The 13169-nt window shown below is 47.0% G+C and carries 11 protein-coding genes and 1 riboswitch; of the genes, 6 read left to right on the top strand and 5 right to left on the bottom strand.

What is annotated here, in order from left to right; translation table 11 throughout:
• Nucleotides 1-3 precede the first annotated feature (3 nt).
• Entirely contained in the window at nt 4-516 is a 513-nt protein-coding gene (locus AYO36_RS13805) for an SF0329 family protein (RefSeq protein ID WP_064300764.1), read from the top strand.
• Between the two features lie 46 nt (nt 517-562).
• Here AYO36_RS13805 and AYO36_RS13800 read toward each other — a convergent pair whose 3' ends face one another.
• Nucleotides 563-1558: a tRNA dihydrouridine synthase gene (locus tag AYO36_RS13800; RefSeq protein ID WP_029343007.1), complete on the bottom strand. Its 996-nt coding sequence runs from the start codon at nt 1556-1558 to the stop codon at nt 563-565.
• A gap of 107 nt (nt 1559-1665) precedes the next feature.
• Entirely contained in the window at nt 1666-3273 is a 1608-nt protein-coding gene (locus tag AYO36_RS13795; protein WP_064300763.1) for an FMN-binding glutamate synthase family protein, read from the bottom strand.
• A gap of 142 nt (nt 3274-3415) precedes the next feature.
• Between AYO36_RS13795 and AYO36_RS13790 the strand changes: the two genes are divergently transcribed.
• Together AYO36_RS13790 and AYO36_RS13785 are read left to right on the top strand one after the other, a co-directional pair.
• Complete coding sequence (locus AYO36_RS13790; RefSeq protein ID WP_035395470.1) at nt 3416-3910, top strand: LURP-one-related/scramblase family protein; 495 nt, start codon at nt 3416-3418, stop codon at nt 3908-3910.
• Between the two features lie 18 nt (nt 3911-3928).
• Nucleotides 3929-4450: an NUDIX hydrolase gene (locus AYO36_RS13785; protein WP_064300762.1), complete on the top strand. Its 522-nt coding sequence runs from the start codon at nt 3929-3931 to the stop codon at nt 4448-4450.
• A gap of 42 nt (nt 4451-4492) precedes the next feature.
• Here the strand turns inward: AYO36_RS13785 and AYO36_RS13780 are convergent, their stop codons facing one another.
• Nucleotides 4493-5716: an MFS transporter gene (locus tag AYO36_RS13780; RefSeq protein WP_050678565.1), complete on the bottom strand. Its 1224-nt coding sequence runs from the start codon at nt 5714-5716 to the stop codon at nt 4493-4495.
• A gap of 247 nt (nt 5717-5963) precedes the next feature.
• Here AYO36_RS13780 and AYO36_RS13775 point away from each other — a divergent pair, with 247 nt between their 5' ends.
• Together AYO36_RS13775 and AYO36_RS13770 are read left to right on the top strand one after the other, a co-directional pair.
• On the top strand, nt 5964-7280 hold the full coding sequence (locus AYO36_RS13775) for a calcium-binding protein (protein ID WP_064300761.1): 1317 nt from the start codon (nt 5964-5966) through the stop codon (nt 7278-7280).
• Nucleotides 7281-7461: 181 nt separating this feature from the next.
• A riboswitch (glycine riboswitch) is annotated at nt 7462-7539 on the top strand.
• A 159-nt stretch (nt 7540-7698) separates the two neighbouring features.
• On the top strand, nt 7699-9066 hold the full coding sequence (locus AYO36_RS13770) for an amino acid permease (protein ID WP_064300760.1): 1368 nt from the start codon (nt 7699-7701) through the stop codon (nt 9064-9066).
• Between the two features lie 40 nt (nt 9067-9106).
• On the opposite strand, the gene AYO36_RS13765 is transcribed toward AYO36_RS13770, so the two are convergent.
• On the bottom strand, nt 9107-10636 hold the full coding sequence (locus tag AYO36_RS13765) for a cryptochrome/photolyase family protein (protein WP_064300759.1): 1530 nt from the start codon (nt 10634-10636) through the stop codon (nt 9107-9109).
• Between the two features lie 244 nt (nt 10637-10880).
• Here AYO36_RS13765 and AYO36_RS13760 point away from each other — a divergent pair, with 244 nt between their 5' ends.
• Entirely contained in the window at nt 10881-12374 is a 1494-nt protein-coding gene (locus tag AYO36_RS13760; protein WP_064300758.1) for a malate:quinone oxidoreductase, read from the top strand.
• Between the two features lie 46 nt (nt 12375-12420).
• Here the strand turns inward: AYO36_RS13760 and AYO36_RS13755 are convergent, their stop codons facing one another.
• Nucleotides 12421-12963, bottom strand: a complete 543-nt coding sequence (locus tag AYO36_RS13755; protein WP_064300757.1) for an ECF transporter S component — start codon at nt 12961-12963, stop codon at nt 12421-12423.
• Between the last annotated feature and the right edge of the window lie 206 nt (nt 12964-13169).

Here is a 13169-nt window from a genome sequence, read left to right as displayed (position 1 = left end):
TGCGTGCAATTTTCCATCATCAAAAAACGGGTCGAGCAACTACTCGCCCCGTCGTTACAGGGACGGATTGCTTTTCATGCAGCTGTCTACCGGATTCAAGATAGTCCTAGTCGCGTCTGGGTGACGTTTGACGGAGAAGAGATTCTCGGAGCAGACGACTTTCGCTTCGAACGGGAAGTCGAGCGGCGTTATGCATTACAAGCTGCACAGTTACCGGAAAAACCAGCCGGATCGTTATGGCAGTCCGACTGGTTGAAGCAGTCGCATGCGTTATCCGCTGAGATCGAACGACAGGTCAAACAGGACGGGTACATGGAGAACTACGAGATGCAACAGGACTTGTTGCAGTACCCGAACCTTGCGTTTGAACAAGCGCTCGTTCATCCACATCCTTTCATCCGCGGCATCGCACGGCTCGATCGGCGACTCGGCAAACGACGTTTCCTGTTGCTGACACATCAGTCTGACTTTGAACAATGGTGTGCAGATACACGTCAAACTATCGAACACTGGTGATACGAAAAAAGCACGCTTCCTCAAGACGAGGAGGCGTGCTTTGTTGTTAGATTGAAAACGAGTTGACCTCGTGAATTCCTTCTTCTTCAACGAAGGCGTCGAGTAAGGCACGCACTTCGTCCGTTGAGTTCGTTTCCATCAATTTGACCCGCAGTTCACTCGCGCCACGGAATCCGCGGACGTAAATCTTGAAGAACCGGCGTAATGGCTTGAAGAGACGGGGCTCGAATTGAGCCGAGTAATGATCGTGCAGATCGAGCTGGAGACGTAACAAATCGAGGAGTTCTTGGCTCGAATGTTCTTTTTTCTCGACTTCGAATGCAAACGGATTGTGGAAGATCCCGCGACCGATCATGACACCGTCGACACCGTATTTCTCGACGAGTTCAAGACCGTGTTGGCGATCGTTGATATCCCCGTTGATCGTCAGTAACGTCTGTGGTGCGATTTCATCACGTAACTTCTTGATTTCCGGAATCAATTCGAAGTGCGCTGGAACGGCACTCATCTCTTTACGTGTCCGGAGGTGAATCGAGAGGTTCGCGATATCTTGCTCGAGGATGTGGCGCAACCAATCGTGCCACTCTTCGACCTTCGTATAGCCGAGACGCGTTTTGACGCTGACTGGGAGACCGCCCGCTTTTGCAGCTTGGATCAGTTCAGCTGCGACTTCCGGACGATTGATCAAACCGGAGCCTTTACCGTTAACAGCAACGTTATGGACGGGACAGCCCATGTTGATGTCGATCCCGCTAAACCCCATCTCTGCCATGCCGATACTCATTTCGCGGAAATATTCTGGTTTGTCGCCCCAGATGTGAGCAACCATTGGTTGTTCATCTTCCGTGAACTCGAGACGTCCGCGGACGCTCTGCTTGCCTTTCGGATGACAATAGCTTTCTGTATTCGTGAATTCCGTGAAGAAGACGTCCGGACGCGCCGCTTTCGCGACGACGTGGCGGAAGACGACGTCGGTGACGTCTTCCATCGGTGCTAAGACGAAAAATGGTCGTGGTAAGTCCTGCCAAAAGTTCTTTTTCATAGTATATTAAACCCTTTCCTTAAGGTAATGCACATGTGTGGTTAAAGAATTTCATCAACTATACACTTTAAGCGCTCTGGCTAAAAAGTGCAAGTGAGTGCTATTCGTTACCGTGAGGAAAGAGAGCGATCCATCATATGCCGTGTCATCCAGTCCGGTCCCGGAATCAGGTGTCCGGCTTCGTCCTTATAGATGACGTGTTTGGGACGAAGTTCTGTTGGTGAGACGAGTCCTGCTGCTGCCGTCAGGTTATAGAGACCTTCTCGTAACGAGATGATGTAGTTCGTCACGCGGAAACTTTTTTCGTCGACGATCAGCGCCTTTTGCAGCTTCGGATCGGTCGTCGCGACACCGACCGGACAGTGATTCGTATGACAAACTTGCGCTTGGATACAGCCGACATTAAACATCAGACCACGTGCGATATTGACGAAGTCGGCACCGAGAGCGAGAGCAATCGCAATCTTATCGGCACTGATCAGCTTACCGGACGCAAACACTTTGACCTTGTCGCGTAAACCAGCTTCCGTCAGGAGTTGATGGACGAACGGTAAGGCGGAAAAGAGTGGTAGACCGGCAGCATCCGCGAGTTCTTGGAACGTCGCGCCTGTCCCTCCTTCACCTCCATCGACCGTCATGAAGTCCGGATGACGTCCGGATTCTTTCATATAAGCAATCAACTGCCGCATGTCTTCAAGATTACCGACGACGACTTTGATTCCGACCGGTTTTCCGCCGATCTCACGTAGACGTTCGACCCAGTCGAGCATCGTCTCTGGTGTCGTGAATTCGTTGAACCGGTTCGGACTGTCAATTCCGACACCGACTTTGACCTTCCGGACAGCGGCAATCTCTTCTGTTACCTTTGATCCTTCGAGGTGACCACCGCGCGTTTTAGCTCCTTGAGCGAGCTTGAGTTCGAAGGCTTTGACTTGCGGTAACTCACTTTTTTTCTGGAACTCATCGAACGAAAAATCACCGTCTTCCGTTCGGACACCGAACAGACCGGGACCGATCTGACAGATGATGTCGACGTCACCTTTAAGATGAAAGTCAGACAGCCCGCCTTCCCCGGTATTCATCCAGCTCCCTTTGGCGCGACCCAGTCCGATCGAGAGCGCGGTAATGGCACGGTCACCGAGCGCTCCAAAACTCATTGCTGATTGACCAATCAGTCCTTGGATTTGATAAGGGTGTCGACATGTCGTTGCGCCAATGACTGGTGCATCCTCCATTTTCAAGAGATACGGTGAAATTTGCTTCGCAACGAGATGTTCTTTACGTGTAAATAGTTCATCGCGGTCAATCTGATAGATGTGTGTGTCGACACGTTCCGACTGGTCGATGCGTAATTCCTGACGATTCGTTGGAAAGAGGGCGTTTTGTACATAAAAACCAGCTTCTTCAAAATCACGTTCCGATCCAAAACCGAGAATCCGACTTTGGTATTTGCCGGAAAGGACAGCCGTCTTGTATTCATTACGGGAGAAGGGTTTCCCTTCGTTATTGTTGAGAAATAAGTATTGGCGAAGTTCCGGTCCCATGTTTTCGAGGATATAGCGCATTTTTCCAAGGACAGGGAAGTTACGCAGGACCGCGTGTTCTTGCTGACGACGATCAGCGCGCCAGACGTGCCAAAGAAGAAGCGGTGGGACAAGGATGATCAACAGGGCGATGGCGAGTAAAATGAAGAGAACAATCGTATTGATAGACATCAAAATTCCTTCTTTCCCGTAGATTCGTGATATGTAAGTTGATACCACTGAAAGTCCGGACACAAACGATAATTTCCAGATATTGAATCTTTTCCGTCGATGATCACGTAAATGAGACTATACACTAAAGGAGGAGACCGGGATGCATACACTCTATATGAAAGAAAAAGCGTTCAGTTTACGTGGACGATTCTCGATTCAAGACGAAGCAGGGCACGATGCCTATCACATCGAGGGTAGTTTTATGAAATTACCGAAGACCTTTACCGTAACGAACCGAAACGGAGAAGTCGTCGCCGAAATCGAGAAGAAAACGTTCAGTTTCCGACCGGTCTTTTATGTCGAAGCAGCAGGGCAATCATTTGAAATTATTAAAGAGCTTACCTTCTTCAAGGACCGCTATACGATTAACTCGGATCAGTTCGAAGTGACGGGTGACTGGTGGGATGTCGATTTTGAAGTTCTACAACAGGGACAACGGATTGGTCGCGTTCAGAAAAAATGGATTTCTTGGACCGACCAGTACATGATTGAAGTCGAAGATGAAGCGATGGAAGAATTGTTGATCGCTCTCGTCGTCGCGATTGATTGCGTCAAGGCGGAGGAAAGTTCGAACTCTACATCTTTCATTGATTAAAAAGGGGCATGATTTAGGATGGAACAGTGGGACGTATACACAGCAGATCGTAAGAAAACAGGACGGCTCTGGACACGGGGAACGCCACATACAGCCGGCGATTATCACATGACGATTCACGTCTGTGTCTTTAACGCCAAAGGAGAGATGCTCGTCCAACAACGGCAACCGTTCAAATCCGGTTGGCCGAACATGTGGGATCTGACGGTCGGGGGCAGTGCGATTAGTGGGGATACGAGTCAGATGGCAGCGCAACGGGAACTGTCGGAAGAGCTTGGACTCGATATCGATTTCACAGGCATCCGTCCCCATCTGACGATCCCGTTTGAAATCGGTTTTGACGATTATTATCTCGTCGAGCAGGAAGTGGATTTGACGACTTTGATGCTGCAGGAAGAAGAAGTCCAGCGCGTCTCTTGGATGACAGAAGAAGCAATCGTTAACGGAATCGAAGAAGGATGGTTCATCGGTTATCATGAATCATTGATTCGGCTGTTATTTGCTCTTCGTCATAGTTATGGCGCGCATAACGAGGCATAAAAAACAAGCCCTTCCGGTGATTCGGAAGGGCTTGTTGCTTGATTAAGCGGATTTTCGAAGTGCATCCGTCCGTTTTGGTTTTGTTTCTGGTAAGAAGAACGTGAAGAACAGATACACGGAACAGCAGAGGAAGAAGACGATCATCGAGACCGTATATCCCGCATGTCCGAGTGCGTAACTCCAAATGATCGTAAAGATCGTCTGCGTCGCATAAGCAATCGCCCAGAAGAGACCGAATAAGACGGTAATCTTTTGCGGTGTCATCCCTTTTCGTTCGTGTGCCAAGTTCATGAAGATCGGATACTGGATGTACATCGCAAATCCGGAAATGAACGCAAAGACATACGAAACGAGTGGCGAGATGTTTCCGAACAAGACCGTGACGAGGAAACTCGCGATCATGACCGTCCCGCTGATCAACAGAATCGGTTTACGAGGTGTTCCTTTGTTACCGATCCGTAGACCGACGAACGTTCCGACGATTCCGGCACCTGAGACCAACAGGTTGACGAGCGAACCGTTCAACTGCGTATACGTATCGAACACAGGTTTCAAGCCGACGAGCGATAAGATATAGAGCGTCAAGAAACCGCCGAAGGCAACCGCATATTTCCAGAGGAACGGATCGCGGACAGCATCTCCGTAACCGTAAGGCGTTTCGTCCGCGTCCGCAGCATCGTTCAACTCGAACGACTCACTACCAATCCACCATGCGAAGAAGAGAATCGCTGTCAGACTCGCGAAAATCGTCAACGTCAGTTTCCAGTCACTGACGAATTGATCGGCAAACAAGGTGAACAAGAGTGACACGACGAATGCACCGACGTTATAGGAAACAGTGTTGAAGGCGTTGATCCGTAATTTTTCAGCCGGATCTTGGACGTAACGTGTCACGACCGGATTCATGTAGACGATGACCATTGAACCACCGAGTCCCATGACCATGCGAGCGACCGTATACGCCCAGTAGTTCGGCAGATAGATGGCAACGATCGACATCATCAGGAACAACAATGCGAGCAACGGTGCTTTTTTCGGACCGAGCTTCATCAAGATGAGCGCAGCGAGAATGTTGGCGAAGACACGCGCCGTCGTAATCGAATAGTTGACGAGTTGTGAGATGAGGGGGTCAACGGTCTGATTACCGAAGAAATGCGCCGTGATTTGTGGCGTCAACGATGAACCCGCGACCCAGTTCATGGCGAAGGTCGCATAGGCGAACCAGAGGACGATCATCATGAAATAGCCTTTTTTTGTGGTAGACATAAAAATCCCTTCTTTTCTGAAGTTCCGCTTCATACCTGAATCGAAAACTACTTAACTTTATTATCAATTCATTCAATATAAAGCCGTTCCGAAGGGAAGTAAAATAGATAGTTCTTATGCTGAGTATAAGAAAATAGAATAAAAGAGAATATATAAAAACTAATAAATTACATAATTAGTTAATATTTTTGAATAATTTACCGATAAAGATATGCACAAATAATTTTGTTGGATAGGGGAAGTAAGAATGAGATTAGCTAAAACGATTATAACGGTATTATTACTTGCAATTTTAGTACTTGTTGCAAATGAAAATTTAGTAACAGCAAGTACAAAAAATTTAAAAGCAAGCGATGGGAAAAAATGTACGATCATTGGTACAAAAGGAAACGATACCTTAAAAGGTACTAGCAAATCTGATGTAATTTGTGGTTTAGGCGGAAATGATAAAATTCAGGGTCTTGGAGGAAACGATACAATTGATGGTGGAAGTGGTGATGATTCAATTGTTGCGGGTTCAGGAGACGATAAACTATATGGAGGAACAGGAAACGATACACTCAAAGGGGAAAGTGGATCAGATTATTTTAAAGGGAACGAAGGAATCGATACCGTTTCATATAGCGATAAGAAAAAAGATTTGAATATCAGCTTAAATAATAAAAAAGATGATGGAGAAAAAAACGAAAAGGATTTAATTAGTAGTGATGTTGAAAACTTAACTGGCGGAACAGGAAACGATAAAATCCAAGGGAACGATCGTAAAAATACGCTCATTGGACTCGCTGGAAACGATAAAATCGAAGGTAATAAAGGGAATGACGAAATCGTTGGAAAAGAAGGCAGTGATACTTTAAAAGGTAATCAAGGCGACGATCACATTGATGGAGGACAAGGTAGTAATACATGCTATTTAGATCAAGAAGATAGTGAGAGTTCGAGTTGCCAGCTGTTAAAAGACCTAGGTGATTTAGTGGTCCACGTAAAAGGAACCATTCATAACAGTGATTTGAAAGGTTGCTATTTTTTCATGAATAGTCCGATTGGGGAAGAACCTGCTGCTTCCGGTTTAATTGATAAAAATGGTCATTTTGAATTCGACGCCTTTACAGGAAAGTATCTTAACTGGCAGGTTGGCAAACTATTTGATAGTGGTTACACGGATTACCCTGGAAAAAATCCAGAGTGCACATCAAACATCAGACTTAGTGGAAACATGTATAATCTTGAAATTATTAAAAATATGCCCGAGTTTTCGATCACATTACCTGACGTCATTGAGGCAACAATTAGTGTAAAAAATGCTGCTGGAAAAAGAGTAGCAGGATTGAATTCAAGTTATATTACCGGTGGTCAAAGTCGAATTCCTTCATCATGGGATAAGGAAAGTTATTATAATTTATCAATTCCACCGTTCACAACACAGGCAAACCAAGATCAAAAAGTACAAGTATTAGAAGGTGACGACTACGATATTCGATTAAGCGGGAAGATTTATGGAATGAAGATCTCTAGAGAATTTGAAGGAAAATGGTCTAAAAAAGTTAATCTAATCATCCAATGATTATTAATAAGAAGTAAGCGGATACAATTAATTTTGATATTAAAACTTTAAAATTAATATCAAAATTAATTTGACAAACGCTTTAGAGATTACTAGAATTAGAAACAATTCATCGATGCAGCGACGCATCGGATAATCAAATAAAGAGAAAGCTATGATTGTCATGGGTCACACTATGGCAGGAGCAGCTTCTGGAGAGACCGTGTCGACACGGCGCCGAAGGGTTCACAATCTCAGGCAAACGGACAGAAGAGTAATCACATGCAGCGACGGGCATTCATGGAATGTCGTAGTGGCGTGTATGGGTTATTCCTTTGATTTTGTTGAGATTGGACATTCGTCCAGTCTCTTTTTTCTTTTTCAGGACCGACAGAACGGTCTGAAGCGTAGAGAAACCATCACAAGGAGGAGTTCAGGTTTGGAACAGCAAGGATTAAAACGGGATTTATCGAATCGTCATGTACAGTTGATTGCCATTGGTGGAACGATCGGAACGGGTTTGTTTTTAGGATCAGGTAAAGCGATCCAACTCGCCGGACCATCGATCATTTTTGCCTACTTACTCGTCGGGATCGCGATCTTCTTCGTCATGCGTGCACTTGGGGAATTGTTATTGTCAAAAGCAGGTTATCAGTCACTCACAGATATCGCAGAAGATTATCTCGGACCACGTGCCGCGTTCGTGACCGGTTGGACGTACTGGTTCTGTTGGATCATGACTGCGATGGCGGACATTATCGCCGTCGGTCTGTACGTCAAGTATTGGTTTGATATCCCGCAATGGATTCCAGCCGTTCTCGCGCTCTTGATTTTACTTGGCTTTAACTTATTGACTGTTAAATTGTTCGGTGAACTCGAGTTTTGGTTCGCCTTGATCAAGGTCGTGACGATCCTTGCTTTGATTGGTGTCGGAATCGTCTTACTCGCAATAGGTTTTAAAACAGACGCCGGTCCCGTAGCCGTGTCAAACCTCTGGTCACATGACGGATGGATGCCAAACGGGATTTCTGGATTCTTGCTATCGTTCCAAATGGTCGTCTTCGCTTATGTCGGAGTCGAGCTCGTTGGGGTATCGGCAGCAGAGACAGCGGATCCGAAAAAGAACATTCCGTCCGCGATCAATAAGATTCCGCTTCGGATCTTATTCTTCTATGTCGGTGCCTTACTCGTCCTCTTGATGATCAACCCATGGACAGGATTAAGTGCGACAGAAAGTCCATTCGTCAAGACATTTAGTCTGATCGGGATTCCACTCGCAGCAGGAATCATCAACTTCGTCGTACTGACGTCCGCTGCTTCTGCGTGTAACAGCGGAATGTTCTCGACGAGCCGGATTCTGTATAACCTGGGAAATCAACAGCAAGCGTCGAACAAGTTCTCGAAGTTGAATAAAAACCATGTCCCGGCAAACGCCTTGTTCGTCTCAACGATCGTCGTCTCAGTCGGTGCTTTGCTCAGTAAACTGTTACCAGGACAAGCGTTCAGTATCGTTACGACGATCAGTGCGATCTGCTTCATCTGGGTTTGGGGTGTCATCCTCGTCTGTCATCTCCGGTACAAGAAACAAAATCCGGAATTGCATGCGGCGTCGACATTCAAAGCACCATTGACACCACTCGTCAATTACCTCGTGCTCGGATTGTTTGCGGTCATTCTCGTCGTCATGCTGTTTTCTGACGATACACGCCCAGCCTTGTTGCTGACACCGGTCTGGTTCCTCGGACTATTCGGACTGTATCACCTCCGGAAAAAGAAACAACAAGCAGCTGAACAAAAAAGTGCGTAAGCCAAAACAAGCCGGTCGGATCTAATCCGACCGGCTTGTTTTATGGTGTATCGAAAGCACCGTCCTGCAGTTGTTTTCGAAGTGCTTTCGCTTTCTTTCGAATATCGCGTTTGCTGTCCGCATCGCGCTTTCCCCATTGCCGATACATCATCGACATCCGCTGATTATCAGCGAACCGTTTTTCATGCCGGTCGATGAAGTCCCAGTACAAGGCGTTAAACGGACAAGCATCCTCTCCGAGCATGTCCTTTTGATGAAAAGGACATCCCTTGCAATAATCACTCATCTTATGGATGTAATTCGCCGAAGCGATGTACGGTTTAGTCGATAATGTTCCTCCGTCGGCATGAAGCGCCATCCCGAGGACGTTCGGTAAGACGACCCAGTCATAGGCATCGATGTACATCTCGTTGAACCAATCTGCCGTCTGTTGCGGCGAGATCGCAAACAGATTAGCGAAATTCCCGAGCACCATCAAGCGCTGGATATGGTGATTGTGCGCATGCTCGACAACAGGACGTAACGATTCAGCGACACAGTTCATGTTCGTCTTCCCGGTCCAGAAAAAGTCCGGTAAATCCGCTTCATGCCGTAGCGCATTGACGGAAGCATAGTCTGGCATCTCGGCTAGGTAGACGGCACGCATGTACTCGCGCCAGCCGAGGATTTGTCGAATAAAACCTTCGACCGCATTGAGCGGAGCATCTTGATCTTCGAGGGCGGCTTCAACTTGACGAATGACCTCTTCCGGTGTCAGCAATCCGAGATTGATTGCTGCTGATAAGAGCGAATGCGATAACGTATCTTCACCGGTCAGCATGGCGTCTTGATACGTTCCGAACGTCTCAAGTCGTTCTTCGATGAAACGATGAAGAGCCCGCGTCGCTTCCTGTCGCGTAACCGGCCAATGAAAGGAATCAAGTGCTCCCGGATGATTGGAAAAATCACGTTCGACCTTGTCGATGACATCCTTTGTGATGCGATCGGGACGAAACTGAATCGGATCGGGGAACGTCGTCCCGGACTTCGCCGGTTTCCGGTTCTCGGCGTCAAACGACCACTTTCCACCAATCGGTTTGGAGCCGTTCATGAGAACGTTTCGTTCCTTGCGCAGTTTGCGATAAAAACGGTCCATCTTGTAGGGCTTGTCGCCGATTGCTTCGACCGCTTCTTCCTGTGTCAGTAAAAACAACGGCACGTCGGAACAGACCTCGACCTTGATTTTCTTCGGTAAAGCGTCTTGCCACTTGTGCATCGCCTTTCGCATCGGTTCGTCCGTGATTGCCGTATAGAATACATGATCCGGATCATGATCTTTCCGGTGCGCCTTAAATGCCTGATCGAACGAATCAGCTTCCCGATAATCGACGGTGAAGCCTTTTTCGCGCAGTTCTTCCGCAAAATGTCGCATCGCTGAGAAGACGAGGACAAGTTTTTGTTTATGGTACGTCTTCCACTTGGAGCGTGAGGTCGCTTCGACCATCAGGATGACGTCGTCTTGTTTGTTTGCTTCCTGTAATAAGGGGAGATCGTGATTTAATTGATTGCCGAATATCCAGCGTGTTGCCATGAGTGTTCCTCCTTTTACTTTCGTTATATGATTACCGTTTTTCGTCAAAGTCATGCCTGGTTGTGTGCCGGCTGACGAAAATCTTCTTACCTGAATCGTCGCTTTTACACATTTCTGAATGTAAAAGAAGTTCCTTTCTGTGCAAGCTATGATAGGGTTATAATGGAAAGGTAAGTTGTCGTCATGAGGGGGAAGTTTTTCATGACAGGTAGTCCATAATATCAACGGGGATAGGAAGGATATCATGAGCAGTATGCCTAAAAAAACAGACGTTATTTTAATTGGTGCCGGAGTCATGAGCGCGACGTTAGGGGTCTTGTTAAAAGAACTCGCGCCTGAGATGAACATCAAGGTATTCGAGAAACTCGCGAGTGCCGGGGAAGAGAGCTCGAATGAGTGGAACAATGCAGGAACAGGTCACGCCGCACTATGCGAACTGAACTATACGACGGAAAATGCTGATGGTTCGATCGATATCAGTAAAGCGGTCAAAGTAAACGAACAGTTCCAACTGTCACGTCAATTCTGGTCGCATCTCGTCAAGGAAGGTGTCTTGCCGAATCCGAAAGAATTCATCATGCCGATTCCACATATGAGCATGGTTGAAGGAACGGAAAACGTCGAATTCCTGAAAAAACGATTGGAAGCGCTATCAGCGAATCCGTTGTTTGCGGGAATGGAATATTCAGAGGATCCAGCGAAATTAGCCGAGTGGATTCCACTCATCATGAACGGTCGGACGTCACCAGAGCCGATCGCTGCGACAAAAATCGATTCAGGAACGGACGTCAACTTTGGTGCGTTGACACGAATCCTGTTTGAATATCTCGCACAACACGATGTTACAATCAACTACCAGCACGGCGTCGAGGATTTGAAGCGTGTTGACGGGGGTTGGGAAGTCAAAGTGAAGAATGAGCGCGATCACCGGATCGAGCATCATACGGCGCAGTTCGTCTTCATCGGAGGTGGCGGCGGTAGTCTGCCGTTGCTCCAAAAAACAGGCATCGAGGAATCGAAGCAAATCGGTGGTTTCCCGGTCAGTGGTTTATTCCTCGTCTGTAAAAATCCTGAGATCATCGAACAGCACCATGCGAAAGTCTACGGAAAAGCGAAAGTCGGAGCACCGCCGATGTCAGTACCGCACTTAGATACACGATACATCGATGGGAAGAAATCACTCCTCTTCGGACCGTTTGCTGGCTTCTCACCGAAGTTCCTAAAGACAGGATCAAATCTTGATTTGATCGCGTCTGTCAAACCGAACAACGTCTTGACGATGCTTGCTGCGGGAGCCAAAGAGATGGGATTGACGAAGTATCTGATTGAACAAGTCCTCTTGTCGACGGAACAACGGATGAACGAATTACGAGAGTTCATCCCGAATGCGAAGACAGAAGACTGGGATGTCGTCGTCGCTGGTCAACGTGTCCAAGTCATCAAGGATACACCACAAGGAAAAGGGACACTCCAGTTCGGAACAGAAGTCGTCAGTGCAGCCGACGGATCTGTCGCTGCCTTACTCGGGGCGTCTCCAGGTGCCTCAACAGCGGTACCGGTCATGCTCGAAGTGCTCGCGAAATGTTTCCCATCCGAATTACCAGCGTGGGAAGCAAAAATCAAGGAGATGATTCCGTCTTACGGGATCTCACTCGTTGAACATCCGGAGCTGTTCGAACAGATTCATGCCGAAACAGCAAAAACGCTCGAACTCGAACAAGGTCAACCGATTCGCTAAACGAAAACCGTCCGACTCTACGAGGAGCCGGACGGTTTTTTTGGATTTAGCGGAAGTTACGGAAGAAACGCGTTTTCTTCAGTGCAATCCCGACTGGAATCGCAACGAGGATTCCGACGACGTTTTGTGTGATGTTTCCTGGAATTGAAGCGACTGGTGCGACCCAGTTGCTGTAAAGAATACCTTCACAAATATAGTAAACAGCAAGCATGACAGGAGCAGAAACAATCATTGCAAAAATATTTAAGCCAGGGTTGTCTCCTTTGTATCGCGAAGACCAGGCGATACGCCCGACAATATATCCTTGGAGTCCTCGAGCTACGATTGTAAATGGAGCCCAGAGTGTCCATCCACTGATAAGATCAAATAATCCCATACCGATTGCTCCGGCAATCAGTGCTGTCCGTGGACCGAATAAAATCGCGATGAGAAAGAGCATTGCTGTTCCCATATGAACGAGACCACCGCTTGAAGCGATTGGCAATTTGATATTGATGAATAGTGTCGCAACAAGAACAAGTGCGATTGACATCGCAGTGATGACGAGCTGGCGGGTACGAGTGCTAGAATACGGTGCTGCTTTTTGCATGTGGCTAACCTTCTTTATGATAGATTTTAAGATATCTTCAATCTATCAGATGCCTGGACTAGTCAAAAGTGTCAACTTTGAATTATTTATAGGGGTCAGATTGACTAAAAAGTCGTCATTTGTTCTTAATTCCAAAAGAGTTTAATCTATTCATACAGTCTTAAATGAAAAAATCTCCAAAACGGTTGTCGTTTTCGAATCTATTC

This window comes from Exiguobacterium sp. KKBO11, from assembly GCF_001644945.1.
GTDB lineage: Bacteria > Bacillota > Bacilli > Exiguobacteriales > Exiguobacteriaceae > Exiguobacterium_A > Exiguobacterium_A abrahamii.
Note: the sequence above shows the minus strand (reverse complement) of the source record. Positions and strands in the feature narration are given on the sequence as shown.